Source organism: Bosea vaviloviae (assembly GCF_001741865.1).
Lineage (GTDB): Bacteria > Pseudomonadota > Alphaproteobacteria > Rhizobiales > Beijerinckiaceae > Allobosea > Allobosea vaviloviae.
In genome coordinates, this window is the sequence record NZ_CP017147.1 from 1,470,554 (window position 1) to 1,491,235 (window position 20,682).

The window sequence follows — 20,682 nt, forward strand, 5'->3', positions numbered from 1 at the left end:
TGGAAATAATGAATGAGCAAATATGCCATTTATTACCCGATGAGCATCACTTAAATCACGCTGCACTGCAACAGCAATTGGCGACCCCATGTCCGTTTCGCCCCTTCCGCAACTTCGTACCCGGCGCGCCGTCTTCTGGCGGCAGGAGACGATTGCGGCTGCGCAGGGCTCGCTTGCCGCCCGGCTCTATGCCCCGGCCGAGATCGAGCCCGAGGCCGGGTTGGTCCTGCATCTCCATGGCGGTTCCTTCAGCAGCGGTTCGCTGGCGGAGGGCGAGGCGGTTGCGACGGCGCTGGCCGAGGCCGGGGCTATCGTCATGTCGATCGATTATCCGCTGGCGCCAGGCCACCGCTTTCCCGAGGCGCTCGAGGCCGCCTATGCCGCGCTCCAGACGCTGGCCAAGGGCCGTGCCCGCTGGGCCTCGAAACATGCGCCAATCTATGTGGCGGGCGAGGAGGCGGGCGGCAACCTTGCCGCCGCGCTTGCCTTGATGGCGCGTGATCGTCGTGGACCGGAGCTGGCCGGCCAGATCCTGTTCTCGCCGATGCTCGATGCCTGTCTCGGCACCTATTCGCTGCGCACGGCCGAGGCGGGTCCGGTTGGGTGCCGCTGGGCCGATGGCTGGGCCGATTATCTCGGCACGCCGGACAAGGCGGCCCACCCTTACGCGGCCCCGCTCAACGCCTCCAGGCTGACGGGCCTCGCGCCGGCGCTCCTGATCTCGTCGCAGGACGATCCGTTGCGGGACGAAGCCGCACATTATGCAGCGCGGTTGCAGGAAGCGGGTGTGACGGTCCGCCACCATGTGCAGACTGGCCCGACGCAATGGCCGGATGCCTATGCCGGTGCTCCCGAGGAAGGCTCCTGCCTCTGTCTGGCATGCAACCATGTCACTGAATTCTATGCCCTGACCGCGCCGCCCTAGGCGCACTCCCGGCAACGATTTTCAATTTTATCTCTTGGAAGGAATGGACCCATGATTCAGGGAACGAACCGTCGTCGCCTTTTGGGCGGCTTTGCCGCCAGCGCTTCGCTCGCGGCCATTGTCATCGTCAATGCCACCGCCAATCACGCGCAGGGCGACACCCCGCCCGCCGCCCCGCCGGCGACCCCCGTTTCGGTTGCGACCGTGGAGCAGCGCGATCTCGTCGCCTGGGCCGAGTTCTCCGGCCGGCTGGAGGCGATCGAGCGCGTCGAGGTGCGCTCGCGCGTCTCCGGCGTGATCGAGGCTGTGCATTTCCGCGAGGGCAGCCTCGTCAAGCAGGGCGACCTGCTGATCAGCATCGACCAGGCGCCTTATCTCGCAGAGTTCGAGCGGACGCAGGCGCAGGTGCTGGCGGCGGAAGCCCGGGTTGCGCTGGCGGCCGGCGAGAATGAGCGCGGCCAGCAATTGATGGCGAGCCGCAACGTCTCGCAGAAGGATCTCGACACGCGCTTCAACGCGCTGCGCGAGGCGCAGGCCAATCTGCGCGCCGCTCAGGCCGCCCAGCAGACCGCGCGGCTCAACCTCGACTACACCCAGATCCGCGCGCCGATCAGTGGGCGCATCGGCCGGCTCGACGTCACCACCGGCAATCTCGTCGCGGCGGGTGCAAGCGCGCCGCTGATGACGACGCTGCTCTCGGTCGATCCGATCTATGCCGCCTTCAATGCCGACGAGAAGACGGTGCTCGACGCGCTGGCTTCGCTGCCGGAGGGCAATCGCTCGCTCGAGCAGATCCCGGTCAGGCTCACCACCGCAACCAGCGAAGGCGCGAGCTTCACCGGCAAGCTGCGCTTCGTCGACAACGGCATCGACGCCGCCAGCGGCACGGTGCGCGTGCGCGCCGTGCTCGACAATCCCGGCGGCAAGCTGATGCCGGGCCAGTTCGTCCGGGTCCAGATGGGGCAGGCCCGTTCCGAGCCGGCGCTGGTCATCAACGATCGCGCCGTCGGCACCGACCAGAACAAGAAGTTCGTCTTCGTCGTCGGCGCCGACAGCAAGGCCGCCTGGCGCGAGGTCACGCTCGGCGCGTCGAATGACGGGCTGCGCATCGTCACCAGCGGCCTGAAGGCTGGCGAGCGGATCATCGTCAATGGCCTGCAGCGCATCCGGCCGGGAGCGACCGTCGCGCCCGAATCCGTGCCGATGGCCGAAAAGTCCGAACTGCGCGCCGCCAAGACCGAACTCGCCCAACGCTGAGGGCTTTAGCCGTCATTCTCGGGCGAAGCCCTCGGGTCCGATCTTCGATCGGCCCAAGGATAAACTCCGCGCAGACCCGAGAAGCTCCTGCAGGAGATGGCCGGGTCAAGCCCGGCCATGACGGCGTGTTTCCACGCAAGACATCCGCTCCAAAGGGGGGCGTGCCATGAACCTGTCCAAATTCTTCATCGACCGGCCGATCTTCGCCGGCGTCCTTTCCGTGCTCATCCTCGTCGCAGGCCTGCTCTCGCTGCGGGTCCTGCCGATCTCGGAATATCCCGAGGTCGTGCCGCCGACCATCGTGGTGCGCGCGCAGTATCCAGGCGCCAACCCGCGCGTCATCGCCGAGACCGTCGCCACGCCGATCGAGGAGCAGATCAACGGCGTCGAAGGCATGCTCTACATGTCGAGCCAGGCGACGACCGACGGCGTGATGACGCTGAACGTCACCTTCAAGCTCGGCACCGACCCCGACAAGGCCCAGCAGCTCGTCCAGAACCGCGTCAGCCAGGCCGAGCCGCGGCTGCCGGAAGAGGTCCGCCGCCTCGGCGTGACCACGATCAAGAGCTCGCCCGACCTGACGATGGTGGTCCACATCACCTCGCCGAACGGCCGCTACGACATGACCTATCTGCGCAACTACGCCGTCCTCAACGTCAAGGACCGGCTGGCGCGCATCGATGGCGTCGGCCAGGTCCAGCTCTTCGGCTCCGGCGATTATTCGCTGCGCGTCTGGCTCGATCCGCAGAGGATGGCCGAGCATGGCCTTTCGCCGAGCGACGTCGTCAACGAGATCCGCGCCCAGAACGTCCAGGCCGCCGCCGGCGTCATCGGTTCCTCGCCGAATGCGCCCGGGCTCGACCTGCAGCTTTCGGTCAATGCGCAGGGCCGCCTCCAGAGCGAGGAGGAGTTCGGCGACATCATCATCAAGACCAGCGCGTCGGGTGCAGTGACCCGCCTGCGCGACGTCGCCCGCATCGAGCTCGGTGCGGCCGAATACGCGCTGCGCTCGCTGCTCAACGGCAAATCGGCCGTCGCGGTCCCGGTCTTCCAGGCCCCGAACTCGAACGCCATCGCCATTGCCGACCGTGTCCGGGAGGTGATGCAGGAGATCAAGCAGAACATGCCCGAGGGCGTGGACTACTCGATCGTCTACGACACCACCCAGTTCGTGCGGGCCTCGATCGAGGCCGTCGTCCATACGCTGCTGGAGGCGATCGCGCTCGTCGTGCTCGTCGTCATCGTCTTCCTGCAGACCTGGCGGGCCTCGATCATCCCGCTCGTCGCCGTGCCGATCTCGGTCATTGGCACCTTCGCGGTGATGTATCTCTTCGGCTTCTCGATCAACGCGCTCAGCCTGTTCGGCCTGGTGCTGGCGATCGGTATCGTCGTCGACGACGCCATCGTCGTGGTCGAGAATGTCGAGCGCAACATCGAGGGAGGCCTGGAGCCGCGCGAGGCGACCTACAAGGCGATGCGCGAGGTTTCCGGCCCGATCATCGCGATCGCGCTCGTGCTCGTCGCGGTCTTTGTGCCGCTGGCCTTCATCAGCGGCCTGACCGGCCAGTTCTACCGTCAGTTCGCGCTCACCATCGCGATCTCGACGGTGATCTCGGCGGTGAATTCGCTGACATTGTCTCCGGCGCTTGCCGCACTGCTGCTGCGCTCGCACGATGCGCCCAAGGACCTGCTGACCCGCGCCATGGACGGCGTCTTCGGCTGGTTCTTCCGCGGCTTCAACCGCTTCTTCAACCGCTCCTCGCAGGCCTATGGCGGCGGCGTGAAGCGCATTCTCGGCCGCAAGACGGTGATGATGGTGGTCTATATCGGCTTGGTCGCGCTGACCGTCGGCCTGTTCCGTACCATCCCCGGCGGCTTCGTGCCCGGCCAGGACAAGCAGTACCTCGTCGGCTTCGCGCAACTGCCTGACGCCGCGACACTCGACCGCACGGAGGACGTCATCCGCCGCATGGACGAGATCGCCCTGAAGCATCCCGGCGTCGAGAATGCGATCTCCTTTCCCGGCCTCTCGATCAACGGCTTCACCAACTCCTCGAATGCCGGCATCGTCTTCGTCGGGCTGAAGTCCTTCGACCAGCGCAAGACGCCCGATCTCAATGGCGCCGCCATCGCCATGCAGCTCAACAAGGAGTTTGCCAGCATCAAGGAGGCGTTCATCGCCATGTTCCCGCCGCCGCCCGTCCAGGGTCTCGGCACCATCGGCGGCTTCAAGCTGCAGATCGAGGATCGTGCCGGCCTCGGCTACAAGGCGTTGGACGAGGCGACCAAGGCCTTCATGGCCAAGGCCGCGACGGCGCCCGAGCTCGCCGGCATGTTCTCGAGCTTCCAGGTCAACGTCCCGCAGCTCTATGCCGATATCGACCGCACCAAGGCGCGCCAGCTCGGCGTTGCCGTGACCGATGTCTTCGAGACGCTGCAGATCTATCTCGGCTCGTCCTATGTGAACGACTTCAACAAGTTCGGCCGCACCTACACGGTGCGCGTCCAGGCCGATGCGCCCTTCCGCGCCTATGCCGAGGATATCGGCAAGCTGAAGGTCCGCTCGAAATCGGGTGAGATGGTGCCGCTCAACGCCGTGCTGAACGTGCGCAACGACACCGGGCCGGAACGCGCCATGCGCTATAACGGCTTCCTCAGCGCCGACATCAATGCCGGCGCCGCCCCGGGCTACTCCTCGGGGCAGGCCCAGGCCGCTGCCGAGCGCATCGCCAAGGAGACGCTGCCCAAGGGCTTCGCCTTCGAATGGACCGAGCTGACCTATCAGGAGATCCTGGCGGGCAACTCGTCGCTGCTCGTCTTCCCGCTGGCGATCCTGCTCGTCTTCCTGGTGCTGGCGGCGCAATATGAGAGCCTGACCCTGCCGATCGCGATCATCATGATCATCCCGATGGGCCTGCTCGCGGCGATGACCGGCGTCTGGTACACGGGCGGCGACAACAATGTCTTCACCCAGATCGGCCTCGTCGTCCTGGTGGGACTATCCGCCAAGAACGCGATCCTGATCGTCGAGTTCGCCCGCGAATTGGAGTTCGAGGGCAGGACGCCGGTCGAGGCCGCGATCGAGGCGAGCCGCCTGCGCCTGCGTCCGATCCTGATGACCTCGCTTGCCTTCATCATGGGCGTGGTGCCGCTGGTGACGTCGACCGGGGCAGGCGCCGAGATGCGCCACGCCATGGGCGTCGCGGTCTTCGCCGGCATGATCGGCGTCACCGCCTTCGGCATCTTCCTGACGCCGGTGTTCTACGTGCTGATGCGCAAGCTGACCGGCAATAAGCCGCTGAAGCAGATCGATCATCCGCCTGTCCCGCGGCTGACCGAGGTGGCCTGAGGCATGAGGCTTGAAGGTTGAAAGACATGATCGCCGGAGCGTTCCCCGCTCCGGCGATTTTTCGTTCAGACGACGAGGTCGAGCGGCGGCACCGGCTCGCCGCGCGAGACATGGGCCATGTTGGCGAACATGCGCGTCACCGTCGGCGCGAAATTATCGGCGGCCATGGCGGCGAGATGCGGCGTCACGACGATGTTGTCGAGCGTCAGCAACTCGCTCTCAGCCGGCAGCGGTTCGACGGAGTAGACATCCATCGCCGCGCCGGCGATGTCCTTGGCGCGCAGCGCCACCACCAGATCGGCCTCGTTGACGACGCCTCCGCGCGCGACATTGATCAGCACCGCCGTCTTCTTCATCGCGGCCAAGGCGGCCTGGTCGATCAGATTGGTGGTCTCCGGCGTCAGCGGGCAATGCAGCGAGACGACGTCGGACTGGGCCAGAAGCTCGGCCATCGTGGCGTGCTTCACGCCGAGCGCGGCTTCCTCGCTGGCGCTGAGCGGCTGGCGCTTGGAATAGAGGATGGTGCAGCCAAAACCCTTGAGCAGCCTGGCGACATTCTTGCCGATGGCCCCAAAGCCGACGATGCCGACCGTCTTGCCCGAGAGCATGAAGGTCTCGCCCGGCAGGCGTCCGGTGGCCCACTGCCCCTTCTTCAGCTCGGCATGGCCATAGCCGATATAGCGCAGCGCCGAGATCATCAGTCCAAGCGTGAATTCGGCGACTGGCACGGCATTGCTGCCGGTGGTGCGGGCGACCTTGATGCCGAGCTCCTTTGCCGCGGCGACGTCGATATTGTCGACGCCGACGCCCCATTTATGGAGGAGCTTCAGCTTCTTCGCCGCGCGCAGCACATCGGCGGAAACGCCGACCTGGCCGGAGATGGCGTAGTCGGCCTCGGCGATGATCTGCTTCATGTGCTCGTCGCCGCGCGCTGTGCCGTGGGTCAGCACGAAACCGGGCGGCAGCAGCGCGCGCAGCCTGTCGGCCCGCTCCGGGGTGGTGGAATCGAGGAGGACGATGGTTTCGGTCATGGTCAGGGATCCGGTCGCAGAAGGGTCAGCGTAGAAGGGTCAAATGGAGAAGCGCACGCCGGCGCGGGCGAGCCCACCGGAGATCGCCACGGGGGTGCCGTCGGCGCGCCAGCAGGCGGCGCCGGTCAGCGTGCCGTCGGGGTTGAAGGAAATGGCGTTCATGCCGCCGGCGACGCGTGGCATGCGAACGATCCTGTGACCGCGCGCCGTGAGCTCATCAGCGACGCTGTCGGGGATCGCGGCCTCCAGCTCGAGGGCCCCGCCCTCGGTCCAGATGCGCGGCGCCTCGACCGCCTCCTGCAGGCTCATGCTGTGGTCGATCAGGTTGACGATCGCCTGCAGCGCCGAGGGGAAGATGCGCAGCGCGCCGGGCAGGCCGAGCGCGAAGGCGAGCTTGCCGTCGCGCAGCACTATCATCGGCGCCATCGAGGTGAAGACGCGCTTGCCGGGCGCGATCGAGAGGGCGCGGCCGGGATGCGGGTCGAAATTGAACATGTAGTTGTTGGTGAGCATCCCCGTGCCGGGGATCTGCGTGCAGGCGCCGAACAGGCCGTTGATCGTCTGGGTCGAGGTGACGACATTGCCTTGGGCATCGGCGACCGTGACATGGGTCGTGTCCATGGATTCTCCGCCCGAGAGCCCGGCGCTCCAGCTCCTGGCCTGGTCCATCGCGATCAGCGCGCGCCGCTCGCTGGCATAGGCCTTGTCGATCAGACGCTCGACCGGGACCTTGATGAAGGCGGGGTCGGCGGTGGCCACGGCACGATCGGCGAAGGCGATCTTCAGCGCTTCAGCCAGCAGATGCACTGAATCCGCCGAGCCGAAGCCGAGCGAGCCGATGCCGTAGCCCTCGAGGATGTTGAGCATCTGCACGATGTGCACGCCCGAGGAGGAGGGCGGCGGCGGGCCGACGATCTCGTAGCCGCGATAGGAGCCGCGCACCGGCTCGCGCGTCGCGACCTTGTAGGCGGCAAGGTCCGCCTGCTCGATCAGGCCGCCATTCGCCGCCATGAAATCCGTCAGCGCCTTGCCGAGCGGACCGTCATAGAGCGCAGCCGGTCCCTGCCTGGCGATCAGGCGCAGGCTTGCGGCATAGTCGGCCTGAACCAGCCGCGTGCCGGGCTCGATCGCTTTGCCTCCCACCAGCAGTAGCGCCGAAAGACCGGGATCGCGCGCGAGGTCGGCGACATTGTCGCTGATGCAGTTGGAGAGATAAGGCGTCGTGACGAAGCCGCGTTCGGCCAGTCCGATCGCCGGCTGCAGCACCTCCTCGAGTGAGAGCGTGCCGAAACGCGCCAGGGCCTCGCACCAGCCGGCGAGCGCGCCGGGAACCGCGACCGCCTTCGGCCCGACGACGTTGAGCCGGTCGCGCACGTCGCGCTGCCGGCCGACCTCGTCGGAGAGGCAGTCATACATCTCGGCGCTCGCCTTGAGCGGCGCGGTCGAGAGACCGTCGAGCACGACATGGCGGCCATCGGCCATGCGGATATGCGCGACGCCGCCGCCGAGGATGCCGACCATCATCGGTTCGACGACGGTGAGCGCGAAGAGCGAGGCGACGGCGGCATCGACGGCGTTGCCGCCGGCCAGCAGCATCTGCGAGCCCGCCGCCGAGGCCAGCGGGTGGTTCGTCACCACCATGCCGCGTGAACCGGTGGCGGGCTTCTTCTCGCAGGTGAAGGTCGCGACGCGCGGGGCGGGGGGAGCGGAGGTCACGGTGTCGTCTCAGCCCTTCGCCGCGGCGATGGCGTCGAGCACCATCTTGGTCGCCCCGGAAAGATCGCCGAGCTTTTCGCCGGCCTTGACGCGGTCCTGGCTGCGCTCGCCGCGTTCCTGCCGGGCCAGTGCGGCATCGGCGATGGCCTCGGCCTCGTCGCGCGGCAGCACCAGCACGCCCGATTCATCGGCCAGGATGACGTCGCCGGCCTTGACCGGAACATTGCCGCAGGAGATCGGCAGGTTCAGCGTGCCGCCGAGATTGTAGAGCCGCGTCGTGATCGGCGACATGCCCCGGCACCACATCGGGAAATCGCTGTCCTCGATCTCGGTCAGGTCGGTGCAGGGCCCGTCGACAATCCCGCCGATCGCGCCCGCAGCCTTGGCCGCGACCGTGACGCCGCCGCCCCAGCAGGCATGCTTGTCGTCGCCGAGCCGGTCGACGACAAGGATGTCGCCGGGCCGCAGCAGGCCGAGCGTGTGGTGCAGCAGGGTCGAATCCTGGCCGGGGATGGCGAGCGTCACGGCGGCGCCGGCAATGCGCTTGCCGCGCAGCAGCGGCTGGATACCGCGATCCATGAAGCCCCAATGCTGGGAATGGCCGATGGTCGCGGTTTCGACGCGCTGGAGCTTCTCGACGAGCGCGGCCGGCAGCTGCTCGGGCATGGGGGCGATGCGGTAATCGGGCATGATGTTCTCCTATTTTCCAACGGCGCGCGCGACGCCGACAAGACGTTCCACGATGACGACGACGATCAGCGTCGCGACGATCAGCAAGACGGACAGGGCCGCGACCAGCGGGTCGGTACGACCCTCGACATAGCGCACCATCTCGACCGGCAAGGTCGCGGCGCGCGGTCCCGACAGGAACAGCGAGATCACGGTTTCGTCGAAGGACAAGAGGAAGGACAGGCAGGCGCAGGCGATCAGTCCCGGCGTCGCCAGCGGCAGGGTCACCCGCCAGACGACGCGCCAGGGTTTCGCACCGAGCGTTGCGGCGGCGGCCTCGATGTCGTCGGGCAAGGTCGCGAAGGCCGTCGTCATCATCCGGATCACGAAGGGCACGGTCACGGTCATGTGGCCGAGCACGAGGCCGGGCAGGGTCGCGGTCAAGCGCAGGGGCGTGAAGAACAGGAGCAGCGCAAGGCCCGTGATCAGGGTCGGCAGCAGCAGCGGCGCGAGGAAGAAATTGGTCAACGCGCCGCGCCAGCGGAACTGCCCCTTGTTCAGCGCGAGTGCCGCAGGCACGCCGAGCGCCAGCGAGAGCAGCGTGACCACGCAGGCGATCTGCACGCTGAGCCACAGCGCGGTCAGCAGCGGCGCGTTATGCGCGAGCTGGTTGAACCAGCGCAGCGAATAGCCGGAGGGCGGGAACAGGATGAAATTATCGGCGGAGAAGGCAAGCGCCACCACGATCGCGATCGGCGCCAGGATCAGCACATAGACGATCGCCGCAAGGCTGGAGAGAACGCGTCCGGCGCCGTTCATCGCTGCAATCCTCTTGCGGCGATGTTGGAGGCGACGAGCAGCAGCAGCAGAAGCACCAGCGTGTAGATCGCCAGCACCGAGGCTGTGGGCCAATTGGTGTTGGTCGTCGCCTGCTCGAAGATTTCCGTCGCCAGCACGAAGACGCGCCCGCCGCCGAGCAGCTTTGGCGTGATATAGGCCGACATCGAGAGCACGAAGCCGAGGCCCGCCGCCAGCGCCAGCGCCGGCAGGCTGAGCGGCAGCGTCACGCGCCAGAAGGTGCGCGCCGGCGAGGCGCCCAGGCTGCGCGAGGCCTCTTCCAGCGTCCGGTCGAGCTGGCCGAAGCCCGCGAGCAGCGCCAGGATCATATAGGGCATGATGCTCTCGGCCAGGCCGATGGTGACGCCGGTCCAGTTGAAGACGAGCTTGAGGGGCGTCGAGATCAGGCCGAGCGACTGGGCCAGCGTGTTGACGAGGCCGCGATCGCCCAGGATCGCGAGCCAGCCGAAGACGCGCACCACGCCCGAGATCAGCATCGGCATGATCGCGATCACAGCGAGCAACCCGCGAAAGCGCGAAGTGGTGCGGAACAGGAACAGCGCGACCGGGTAGGACAGCATCAGCGCAATCAGCGTCGCGCTGAGCGAGAGCCAGAGCGAGTTCAGCGTTAATTCGAAGGTGAAGCCGTCGCTGAAGACCTCCTGCGCGGTTTTCAGCGACCAGGCCTCGATCATTGCGCCGGTCGGGCCGGTTTCGTGGAAGGCGTTCCGGAACAGGCCGAGCGTCGGCCAGGCATAGACCGCGAGCACGAACAGCGCCGCGGGCAGGACCAGCAGCTTCAGGCGCGCCGTGCCGGTCATGGCGTCTCGCGGGCGAAGGATAAGGTGTCCCGCGCCTGCCAGATCACCGCGACCTCGGCGCCCTCCGGCAAGGCAGCCGAGCCCGATTGCGTTTCGATCGTGAGCTGTCCGCCTGCCCCCTCGAGCAGAACCTCGACATGGTCGCCGACGAAGACGCTGCGCAGCACGCGGCCGGTCACGCGCGCCATGCCATCCGCAACGGGTTCGGAGACAGGCACGATCCGCATGCGTTGCGGCCGGACGAACAGGTCGAACTCGCCGCTTGCCGGAGCCTTGACCGGCAGAGCCTGGCCCCAGAGCACGGCGTGGCCTTCAGCATTGCGCGTCGCCGGCAGCGCATTGGCGCGGCCGACGAATTCGGCGACGAAGCGGGTCGCCGGGCGCTCATAGATATCCTCGGGCGAGCCGATCTGCGCGATCCGCCCGCGATTCATCACCGCGATCCGGTCGCACATCGTCAAGGCCTCGACCTGGTCATGCGTGACGAACAGTGTGGTGATCCCGAGCGAGCGCTGAATCGAGCGGATCTCGTGGCGCATCGTGTCGCGCAGCTTGGCGTCGAGATTGGAGAGCGATTCGTCGAGCAGGAGCACGGCGGGCCGGATCACCAATGCGCGCGCCAGCGCCACGCGCTGCTGCTGCCCGCCTGAAAGTTCGCGCGGCCGCCGCCCGTCAAGGCCCGCCAATCGCACCAGTGCCAGCGCTTCCGTGACTTGCCGCGCGATCTCCGCCTTGTTGACGCCGCGCTCCTCCAGGCCGAAGCCGACATTGCGCGCGACGGAGAGGTGCGGAAACAGCGCATAGGACTGGAAGACATAGCCCATATTGCGCCGATGCGCCGGCAGCCGCGTGATCTCGGTCCCGTCGAGGTGGATCGCGCCGCGATCGGGGTCGACCAGCCCCGCCAGCATGCGCAAGGTCGTGGTCTTGCCGCAGCCGGAGGGGCCGAGCAGCGCGACGGCCTCTCCTTGCTCGACGGAGAGCGAGACGTCGTCAACCGCGACGGAATCGCGATAGCGCTTCTGCAGGCCGGAGAGTTCGAGATAGCTCATTGGGTGGTTCTGCTCACCGTGCCGCCGCGATCACTTCGCGCCGCCAGCGGTTGTTCCACTGGTCGCGCACCTTGAGCACGTCGTTCCAGTCGAGCCCGATCATGCGGGCGCGGCTTTCCGGCGCGGCGGCGGTGCGAGCGATCGCCTTGGGGTCGATCGCGGCCTGGGCGTTGGTCGGCGCGTAGAACATGCGCTCGGTGAAGGCCTTCTGCGCGGCTTGCGACAGGGCGTAATTGATGAAGGCGGCTGCGGCCGCGCGGTTCTTCGAGCCGGCGGTCAGGTTGATCGTGTTGATCTGGAAGACCGAGCCCTCCGGCGGCAGCAAGGCAGCGATCTTGCCGCCGGTCTGGTCGGCATAGAGCTGCGAGCGCGCATTCCAGCCGGTGGCGACCTTCACCACGCCGTTGAGGATCAGCGAGTAGCCGTCGGGATTGGGCTCGAAGGTGTTCACGGAAGGCGCGAGTTCGCGCAGCTTCTTGATCGCGCCATCGATCGATTTGCGATAGTCGCCGCCGGTCATCTTCTCGACCATCGCGGTCAGCGCCAGGCCCTGGATATTGGGCGGGGCAGAGATCGCGAGCTGGCCCTTGAGGTCGGGCCGCCAGAGATCGGCGAGCGTCGTGAGCGGCGGCTTGAGGTTCTGGGTGTCGTAGACCAGCACGAGATGGTCGAAGGTCACGGCTGGGCCGTATTCGCCGCCGGCGGCCCGCGCCTCGGGCAGGAGCTCGTTCAGCACCGGGAATTCCGCCGGCGTCAGCTTCTCGAACAGGCCCTCGCTGTTGCCGATGCTCGAGGTCGTCACATCCATGATCGCGACGTCGATCTGCGGGTCGGCCTTCTGGGCGCGCACGCTGCCGACCATCTGGGCCGAGGTGCCGCCGGGGGCGAAGTTCACCTTGATGCCGGGAAAGGCCTGCTGGAACGGCTCGATCACGGTCTTGGTGTAATTGTCCTGGAAGATGCCGCTATAGGACATCAGCGTGATCGAGCCGCTGAGGCCCTGCGCCCGGACGATCGCGGGGGCGGCGATGCTGGCAAGGCCGGCCTGGATGACGAGACGCCGTGTCGGCATGGGGACACCTCCTGCAGGGATTGTTGGCCGGCGGCGCCGATGCGCCGCCGATCCTCATCGGAAACGGAAGCTCAGGCTTCGATCTTGCTGGCGAAATGCGCGATGAAGCGGGCGCAGATCTCGGTCAGCTTCTCGGTCAGCGCTGCCCCGGTCTCGGCCGAGCACAGCTTGGGATCGCCCTTGGCGACGCCGAGATTGTAGACCTCGTCATATTCATTGGGCATCGCCACTTCCGCGCCCTCGAAGCTTGCGGTGCCGAGCCCGGTGAAGGGCAGGTCGAGGATGGGGTCACGCTTCAGCGGCTTGCCCTCCGGGATCAAATCCTTGCGGATCAATTCGGGGAAGAGATGCAGGCCGATCGAGGTCAGCGGGTCGGCGCCATGGCCGGAGACGGCGGCCGCCTTCTCGGCGCCAACGATCGAGGGCAGCAGGCCGTAGCCGATGCGCCAGAGATAGAGGCTCGGCAGCACGATCTGCTCGCGCAGATAGAGCTCGCGCGCGACCTCGCCGATCGGCCCGACATTGCCGCCATGGCCGTTGATCACGATGATGCGGGTCAGGCCGTTGCGATGCAGGCTGTCGACCATCTCGGCGATGACGGTGGTCAGCGTCGCCTGCGAGATCGCGATGCCGCCGGTCATCGAGCCGAACCAGTCGGCGCCGCCGAAGGGCAGGACGGGGGCGACGAGCGTGCGCGTGCCGGCCTTGGTGGCGCGGATGGCGGCGAGCTCGGCGATCTTTTCGGCCAGCAGATAATCGCCCATCGGCGCATGCGGGCCCTGATCCTCATGGCTGCCCATCGGCAGCAGGATCACGGGATTCGTCTTCAGGATCTCCCGGGCTTCGCCGCCGGAGATCGTGCCCATATGGACGAGCGGATCGGTCTTTGCAGCCATGGGTCAGGTTCCTGTGTCGAGGCTGGTGGTAAAGAGGTCCCGGCGGGTCAACGTCCCGACGTGCGTGGATCGACAGCGTCGCGCAGCGCGTCGCAGAGCAGGTTCATCGCGAGGATCGTCAGCGTCAGCGCGGCGCAGGGCCAGACCAGGAGCAGCGGAGCCTGCTCCATAGTGGCGCGCGCGCCCCGGATCATCAGCCCCCAGGACGGGGCCGGCGGCACGACGCCGAGACCCAGGAAGGACAGGCCGCTCTCGAGCACCACGGCGGCGGCGACCGCCAGCGACAACTGCACAAGGATCGGTCCGGCGATGTTGGGCAGCACCGTGCGCAGCAGGATGTACCAGGTGCGCCCGCCGAGCGCGCGCGTCGCCTCGACATAGTCGCGCCCGCGCACCGAGAGCACCTCGGAATAGGTCACGCGCGCAAAGCCCGGCAGATACAGCACGGAGAGGACGAGGATCAGCGTCGCCGCGCCCGGTCCGAGCAAGGTCACCACGAGCAGCGCCAGCAGTACCGGCGGGAAGCACAGGATGATGTCCATGCTGCGCACCGACAGGAAGGCGGCGGTGCCGCGCGACCAGCCGCCGATCAGGCCGAGCACGACGCCGATGAAGCCTGCCGTCAGCGCCGAGGCGAAGGCGACGCCCAGACTGGTGCGGGCGCCCCAGATCAGGCGGGAGAGCACGTCGCGGCCGAATTCGTCGCGGCCGAGCCAGGAGGTCGCGGTCGGCGCAGCCAATCGCCGGGCGATGTCCTGCCGCACCGGATCAGGCAGGCCGAGCACGGGCGCGGCGATGGCGATGAGGAGGATCAGCGCGACGAAGGCGCCGGGGAACCAGAGCCGCTTCATGGTGCGCTGACCCGGGGATCGAGGAGGGCGTGGATCAGTTCCACGATCAGGTTGATCAGCAGGAACAGCACCGAGATCGTCAGGACGATGCCGACCACCATCGGGTAGTCGCGCGCCTCGACCGCGCGCAGCAGCGGCGTCGAGAGGCCTGGCCAGTTGAAGACGTATTCGACCAGAACGGTGCCTCCCAGCAAGGTGCCCATCTGCAGGCCGAGCACGGTGACGACGGGGTTCAGCGCGTTGCGCAGCACATGGACGAAGAGCACGCGTCCGGGTGCTAGGCCCTTGGCGCGCGCGGTGCGAACATAGTCATTGGCCAGCGCGTCGAGCATCGAGGCCCGCGTCATCCGGAACAGCACGGCTGCCAGCCCCTTGCCGATGGCGATCGCCGGCAGGGTCAGGAGCTTGAGATGCAGGACGGGGTCCTGCGTCAGCGGCGTGAAGCCACCGGCCGGCATCAATCGCAGGGTCTGCGCGAACAGCAGCACGAGCAGCGTGCCGACCACGAAGACCGGTATCGCCAGCAGCAGGGCGGTGACGCCGGACGCGATCCGGTCGAACCGGCCGCCGCGATGCAGCGCCGCATAGACGCCGGCCGGCACGCCGATCGCGATCGCAAGCAGCGTCCCGGCGAAGATCAGCTCCAGCGTGCGCGGCAGCCTGAGCGCGATCTCGCTCAGCACCGGATAATCGTCGACGAGCGAATTGCCGAGATCGGCCCGGAGCAAGCCGGCGAGAAAGCTGCCATATTGCACCAGGATGGGCTGGTTGAGGCCAAGCTTCTCACGCAGTTCCGCGACGGTTGCGGGGTCGGGCGAAGTGCCGCCGGTCGAAAGCAGGAGCTCAGCGGGATCTCCCGGCACCATGTGCAGCGCCATGAAGACGATCGTCGCGACGATCCAGGCCAGGACCAGCGCGATCAGGATGCGGTGTGCGAACCAGATCGCGCTCATCCGAAGAAGGTCTCTTCGAGCATGCCGCCGGACGACGTCGTCAGCGCGCCAGGCAGGTTGGTGAAGCCCTTGACGCCCTTGTCCATGCCATAGCCCTGTTCGCGCCAGGCAAGACCGACGAGCGGCACCTCCTCCAAGGCCGCACGCTGCATCTCCTTGTAGATCTCGACGCGCTTGCTCTGGTCGAACTCGGCGCGGCCCTTCGCCAGGGCGGCGACGGTGCGCGGCGCATCGACCTTGAAGGAGCGGCCATGGGTCGGCGAGAGCGAGGTGTCGAGCACCACGGTCAATCCGTCGGGATCGTTGTTGTCGGCGGAGACGCCGTGGATCGCCATGTCGTACTGGCCGCGCGAGCCTCTGGAGACGCGGGTCGACCAGTCCGGCAGTTGCAGCTCGCATTGGATGCCGATCGCCGCCAGATGCTGCTGCACGACCTCGGCGGTGTCCTTGTGCATGCCGAACTGCGCGGTTGAGAGCAGCGTCGTCTGGAAGCCGCTGGCATAGCCTGCTTCAGTCAGCAGCGCCTTGGCCCGGGCGGGGTCGTAGTTCCAGCCATGCGCCAGCTCCTTGTCGTACCAGGGCGTGCCCTCGACGATCGGCAGGCCTTCGAGCGGCTTGCCGCGGCCGAAGAAGGCGACCTTGACGATGTCCTCGCGCCTGATCGCGTGGGCGACGGCGCGGCGCACGCGCGCATCGTTGAAGGGCGGCTTCGTACCGTTGAAGAGCACGTCCATGAACGGCCCTTCGACGGTATCGAGCTTGAGGCGCGGGTCGGCCTCGACTGCGGCCATGGACTGCCACGGCACATATTCGATCATGTCGACATCGCCGGACTGCAGCGCGGCGTTGCGCAGGTTCTCGTCGGCATAGACGATGAACTTGATGCCCTTCAGCTTGGGGAAGCCGGGCTTGTAGAACTTCTCGAAGGCCACGAGGCTGAGCGAGGTGCCGCGCTCCTGTCCGACGAGCCGGAAGGGGCCAGCGCCGATCGGCTCGTTTGCCGCCGAGTTCCGCCAGATGATGAAGGTGTTGTAGTTGGCAAACCAGGTCGGCAGCGTCGCCTGGGGTTCCTTGGTGACGATGCGGATGCTGCGCGGGTCAGGGATTTCGACCCGCTCGATGCCCTGGAACTGGGAGCGCATATAGGCCGTCGATTTCTCGCCGGCGATCTGCTCGATCGACCACTTCACGTCCTCGGCGGTGACCGGCTCGCCATTATGGAACAGGCAGCCCTGGCGCAGCTTGAAGACCCAGGCGCCGCCCCCGTCGATCGACCAGGACTCCGCCAGTTCGCCGCGCAATTCGCCCTTGCTGTCATAGGTGACCAGGCTGCGATGCGTCAGCATCTTGACCGTGCCGGCCGAAGCGCCGGTCGAGACCCAGGGCTGCAGGTTCGGCGGAAAGGCCGAGAGGCCGAAGCGGAGAATGCCGTTGGCGCGCTGCGCCGCCGCGGGCCGGGAGAGGAGAGGCGATGCCAGCAGCGGGGCTGCGAGGCCTGCTCCAAGGACGGTGCGGCGGGAGATCGTCATGCGCTGATCCTTTGCTTGGGGCCGCATTCGGCGCCGGTTTCGGGCGTCGCCGCGCTGAGCAAGAAAAGCGCCATCATGGTGCGGTGCGCCCGGCGGCCCGAGCGAGCACATCCTGCGCCAGTCCAGGCTGTGCGCAAGCCTCTATTCGATCTTTCCGCTCGTCGTGCAATTTCATGATGCCTCATGTATACGTGGCGGATGTTTTGATGTCTACGACCCCGCTCGCTATGAAACGCGGTCGCACGCTGCAAACGGATGGAAACATGAAGCCGCGCCAGGCGCAGCCATCGGTCGCGAAACCCGCCCGGGAGCGGGTCTATCTCTATGTTCGGGAAGAGATCCTGCGCGGGCATTTCGCCGGCGGCTCCTTCATCGAGGAGGAGCAGATTTCGTCCGCGATGAAGGTGTCGCGCACGCCCGTCCGCGAGGCGTTCCACCGGCTGGAGGCCGAGCGCTTCATCGACCTGCTGCCGCGCCGCGGCGCGCTTGTCCGGCAGGTGACGGCGCAGGAGCTTGTCGACCTCTACGAGACCAGGCGCATGATCGAAGGCTATGCGGTGGCGCGGATCTGCCAGCAGAAGATTCCCGTTCCCGCCGAGATGGCGACGATCCTTGATGAGATGGAGCAGTTCGCCGGCGGCGATCATTTTCCGCGCGTCGAGCTCAACCGGCGTTTCCATTTCACCATGGTCGGCGCGCTCGGCAACGAGGTGTTGTCCGAGCTTTATCAGTCGCTCGGCTCGCGGCAGCAGCGTGTCGCGATGACCGCGATGAGCGTCGATCCTAACCGGGTCGATCGTATCCGGATCGAGCATCGCGCCTTGCTCGCGGCCTTGCAGGCGGGCGACGAGGCGCAGGCGCGCGCAGTGCTGGAGCAGCATCTGCGCCCGATCGTCGGCGTCGTCTCGCGGCTGCCGGGTTATGGGCCGGGCGAAGGCGACTGAGGCGTGCGGCAGCGGGGAGGAATGACGCCGTTGGCGCGCGTTCATGCCGCCCCCGCATAAGCCTCGAGCGTTTCGAACAGTTTGCGCGAGATCACGACGCCATCGCGTGCGGTGCGCTGGCGCGCGCCATTGCGCCTCTCGCCGGGGAGCCGTGCGCCCTCCTGCCCGGTGATCGCGCTGAACAGCCGTTCCAGCCGGTCCGATGCGCCATCCTCAGTCAGCGCCCCGAAATCGATCGCGATGAAGCATTGGCCCGTGCGGGGCGAGCCGCCGAGATTGTCGGCAAAGGAAGAGGCGTCGATCGAGAGATTGGCCCCGGTCAGCCAGGCGGCGAAGATCTCGACGATCAGCGCGAGCCCCGCGCCCTTATAGCCGCCTGCCGGCACCATGGTGCCGCCGGACAGCGCGGCCTTCGGATCGGTCGTCGGGTTGCCGTCCCTGTCGAGCGCCCAGCCGAGCGGGATCGGCTCGCCGCGCTGCTGATGGACGACGATCTCGCTCTTGGCGACGACGCTCGAAGACTGGTCGAGCACGAGCGGCTCGCGGCCGGCGCGGGGCACGGCAATGGCGATCGGATTGGTGCCGAAGACCGGCCTGGTGCCGCCCATCGGCGCGATCGAGGCCGGCGCATTGACGAAGCCGAGCGCCAGCAGGCCCTCCCTGGCGATGCGCTCGACATGGTAGCCGACGACGCCGCAATTATAGGAATTGGTCACCGCCAGCGCGGCGATGCCCTGGGCCTTCGCCGCCTCGCATAGCGCCGGCAGACCGAAATCGATTGCCGGATGGGCGAAGCCGCCCTTGGCGTCGACGCGCACCAGGCCGGGCTTGGGGCTGTCGAGCACCGGCCGCGCTCGGCCGTCGATCTTGCCGACCCTGGCATGCTCGCAATAGGTCGGCAGCCGGGCGAGGCCGTGGCTATGGATGCCCTCGGCCTCGGCCGCGACGACGGAGGCGGTGATCGCAGCTTCGTTGCGCGGGTCGACGCCGCAGGCGAGCAAGGCCCGTCGCGTCAGCGTCTCGACCTGCGCGAGGCTGAGCGGAACGCCGTCCGCTGGCTGATGAGCGCTCATGCCGCGGCTCCCTTCTCGATCTCGGCGCCGTAGAGCGAGGCCGCCTGTTGCGGGCTGACCATGCCATCAGTGAGATCCTTGGCGAGGCGCTGCGGGTCGCGCTTCTGCGGGTCGCCGAAGCCGCCGCCGCCGGAGGTCTCGATGGTGACGATGTCGCCGGCCGCCAGCGGAATGCCGGAGACTTTCGAGCGCAGCGAGAGCTGCGAGCCATCAGCGCGGGTCACCGTGGTGCGGCTGAGCGAGCCGGGCTCGCCGCCCTGGATGCCATAGGGGGCGTGCCGGAAGCGCTCGAAATTGGTCGAGAGCGAGCCTTCCGCCGCATCGAGCCGCCATTCGCGCACGAGGCCCAGGCCCCCGCGGAACTGGCCGGCGCCGCCCGAATCCGGGATCAGCCCGTATTTCGTGAAGGTCACCGGATATTTCGCTTCGACCATCTCGATCGGCGCATTGGTGTTGTTGTGCAGGCCGCAGGAGAGGGCGCTGGCGCCGTCACCCCTGGCATGGCCGCCCCAGCCGCCGACCTCGATGTCGAAATAGACCTGGCGCTTGCCGGCCGCGTTGGTCGTCTGCAGCGCGTAGACATAGGAGATCGCGTAATAGGCCGCCGGAATGCGCTCGGGCACGATCTGCGCCAGCGCGCCGAAGACGGCCGTCGCGATGCGGTGGTTGACGACCATGCGACCCGCGACCGGCGCCGGGAAGGCGGCGTTGACGACGCTGCCTTCGGGCAGCGTCACGGTTACGGCGCGGTAGCAGCCGGAATTGGCCGGAATGTCGCCGCCGAGCGCCGCGAGCAGCGCGTAATAGACCGCCGAGCAGGTCATCGCCGGCGTGTTGTTGACGGGGCCGCGCACCTGGGGGCTGGAGCCGGCGAAGTCGAGCCCGATCGTCTCGCCCGTCTTGGTGATCTTGACCTGGAGCCGGATCGGTTCGTCCGACTGCCCGTCATCATCGACCAGTTCGACGAAGCAGGCCTCGCCATCCGGCAATGCCTTCAGCGCGGCGCGCATCATCCGCTCCGAGCCGTCGAGGATCGCCGCCATCGCCGCAGCGAGCGGGTCTGAGCCGTATTTCTTCGCCATGCGCGCGACCGCGCGCTCGCCGATGCCGAGCGCCGCGATCTGGGCGTTGAGGTCGCCGCGGGTTTCGTCGGGCTGGCGGACATTGTGCAGCAGCATCTCGAAGACGCCGCTGTTCAGCACGCCCTTGTCGACGAGCCTGAGCGGCGGGATGCGGATGCCTTCATGGAAGATTTCGGTCGCGCCCGCATAATAGCTGCCGGCCGCGCCGCCGCCGACATCGACATGGTGGCAGAGCGTGCCGACGATGGCGGCGCGCCTGCCGTCGACGAAGACCGGCCGGAAGGTCTGGATATCGGGCAGGTGCTGGCCGCCGGAATAGGGATCATTGGTGACGATGACGTCGCCGTCGTTCCAGTGTTCGAGCGGGATGAAGCGGTCGAGGATCGTGCGCAGGCAGTCCGACATCGAGTTGAGATGGACCGGAATGCGCGCGGATTGGGCGATGTTGTTGCCCTGCGCATCGAAGACAGCGGTGGAGAAATCGAGGATCTCGCGCACTACGGTCGAGCGGCTGGTGCGCCAGATCGTGATGCTCATCTCCTCGGCTGCGGCGACGAGTGCGTTGCGGATCACTTCGAGGCGGATCGGGTCGATGCCGTGCTGAAGATCGCTCATAGTGTCAAAC

The 20,682-nt window shown here is 67.3% G+C and carries 17 protein-coding genes; 4 read left to right on the forward strand and 13 right to left on the reverse strand.

The window, feature by feature from the left end; translation table 11 throughout:
- Window positions 1–88: 88 nt before the first annotated feature.
- The 3 genes from BHK69_RS06905 to BHK69_RS06915 all read left to right on the forward strand — a co-directional run bounded on the left by BHK69_RS06905 (window position 89) and on the right by BHK69_RS06915 (window position 5,531).
- Window positions 89–925, forward strand: coding sequence for an alpha/beta hydrolase fold domain-containing protein (locus tag BHK69_RS06905; protein ID WP_069689451.1), 837 nt, complete (start codon window positions 89–91; stop codon window positions 923–925).
- Window positions 926–976: 51 nt separating this feature from the next.
- The gene (locus tag BHK69_RS06910) at window positions 977–2,182 is read left to right on the forward strand and encodes an efflux RND transporter periplasmic adaptor subunit (RefSeq protein WP_069689452.1); all 1,206 of its coding nucleotides are present in this window, start codon (window positions 977–979) and stop codon (window positions 2,180–2,182) included.
- Between the two features lie 166 nt (window positions 2,183–2,348).
- Entirely contained in the window at window positions 2,349–5,531 is a 3,183-nt protein-coding gene (locus BHK69_RS06915) for an efflux RND transporter permease subunit (RefSeq protein WP_069689453.1), read from the forward strand.
- A gap of 65 nt (window positions 5,532–5,596) precedes the next feature.
- On the opposite strand, the gene BHK69_RS06920 is transcribed toward BHK69_RS06915, so the two are convergent.
- The 11 genes from BHK69_RS06920 to BHK69_RS06970 form a co-directional block, all read right to left on the reverse strand.
- Window positions 5,597–6,562: a 2-hydroxyacid dehydrogenase gene (locus tag BHK69_RS06920; protein WP_069689454.1), complete on the reverse strand. Its 966-nt coding sequence runs from the start codon at window positions 6,560–6,562 to the stop codon at window positions 5,597–5,599.
- 39 nt (window positions 6,563–6,601) lie between these two features.
- Complete coding sequence (ggt, locus tag BHK69_RS06925; RefSeq protein ID WP_083269809.1) at window positions 6,602–8,203, reverse strand: gamma-glutamyltransferase; 1,602 nt, start codon at window positions 8,201–8,203, stop codon at window positions 6,602–6,604.
- Window positions 8,204–8,287: 84 nt separating this feature from the next.
- Window positions 8,288–8,968: an RraA family protein gene (locus BHK69_RS06930; RefSeq protein ID WP_069689456.1), complete on the reverse strand. Its 681-nt coding sequence runs from the start codon at window positions 8,966–8,968 to the stop codon at window positions 8,288–8,290.
- A gap of 9 nt (window positions 8,969–8,977) precedes the next feature.
- Window positions 8,978–9,766, reverse strand: coding sequence for an ABC transporter permease (locus BHK69_RS06935; protein WP_069689457.1), 789 nt, complete (start codon window positions 9,764–9,766; stop codon window positions 8,978–8,980).
- Window positions 9,763–10,605 (reverse strand): ABC transporter permease, encoded by an 843-nt coding sequence (locus tag BHK69_RS06940; protein WP_069689458.1) that lies wholly within the window; start codon window positions 10,603–10,605, stop codon window positions 9,763–9,765. Before BHK69_RS06940 ends, BHK69_RS06935 begins: the two co-directional genes overlap by 4 nt.
- A complete protein-coding gene (locus BHK69_RS06945; RefSeq protein ID WP_069689459.1) occupies window positions 10,602–11,657 on the reverse strand; it encodes an ABC transporter ATP-binding protein in 1,056 nt (351 codons plus the stop codon). Before BHK69_RS06945 ends, BHK69_RS06940 begins: the two co-directional genes overlap by 4 nt.
- A gap of 13 nt (window positions 11,658–11,670) precedes the next feature.
- Window positions 11,671–12,729, reverse strand: a complete 1,059-nt coding sequence (locus BHK69_RS06950) for an extracellular solute-binding protein (protein ID WP_069689460.1) — start codon at window positions 12,727–12,729, stop codon at window positions 11,671–11,673.
- A gap of 71 nt (window positions 12,730–12,800) precedes the next feature.
- Window positions 12,801–13,625, reverse strand: a complete 825-nt coding sequence (locus tag BHK69_RS06955; RefSeq protein ID WP_069689461.1) for a creatininase family protein — start codon at window positions 13,623–13,625, stop codon at window positions 12,801–12,803.
- Window positions 13,626–13,672: 47 nt separating this feature from the next.
- A complete protein-coding gene (locus tag BHK69_RS06960; RefSeq protein WP_069689462.1) occupies window positions 13,673–14,476 on the reverse strand; it encodes an ABC transporter permease in 804 nt (267 codons plus the stop codon).
- Complete coding sequence (locus BHK69_RS06965) at window positions 14,473–15,429, reverse strand: ABC transporter permease (protein WP_069689463.1); 957 nt, start codon at window positions 15,427–15,429, stop codon at window positions 14,473–14,475. Before BHK69_RS06965 ends, BHK69_RS06960 begins: the two co-directional genes overlap by 4 nt.
- Entirely contained in the window at window positions 15,426–16,958 is a 1,533-nt protein-coding gene (locus BHK69_RS06970; RefSeq protein ID WP_069689464.1) for an ABC transporter substrate-binding protein, read from the reverse strand. The genes BHK69_RS06965 and BHK69_RS06970 overlap by 4 nt, the downstream gene beginning before the upstream one ends.
- A 263-nt stretch (window positions 16,959–17,221) precedes the next feature.
- On the opposite strand from BHK69_RS06970, the gene BHK69_RS06975 reads away from it, so the two are divergent.
- A complete protein-coding gene (locus BHK69_RS06975) occupies window positions 17,222–17,902 on the forward strand; it encodes a GntR family transcriptional regulator (protein WP_069689465.1) in 681 nt (226 codons plus the stop codon).
- A 41-nt stretch (window positions 17,903–17,943) separates the two neighbouring features.
- Here the strand turns inward: BHK69_RS06975 and BHK69_RS06980 are convergent, their stop codons facing one another.
- Together BHK69_RS06980 and BHK69_RS06985 are read right to left on the reverse strand one after the other, a co-directional pair.
- Window positions 17,944–18,975: an Ldh family oxidoreductase gene (locus BHK69_RS06980; RefSeq protein WP_069689466.1), complete on the reverse strand. Its 1,032-nt coding sequence runs from the start codon at window positions 18,973–18,975 to the stop codon at window positions 17,944–17,946.
- Window positions 18,972–20,672 (reverse strand): hydantoinase B/oxoprolinase family protein, encoded by a 1,701-nt coding sequence (locus BHK69_RS06985; protein ID WP_069689467.1) that lies wholly within the window; start codon window positions 20,670–20,672, stop codon window positions 18,972–18,974. Before BHK69_RS06985 ends, BHK69_RS06980 begins: the two co-directional genes overlap by 4 nt.
- Window positions 20,673–20,682: the final 10 nt, after the last annotated feature.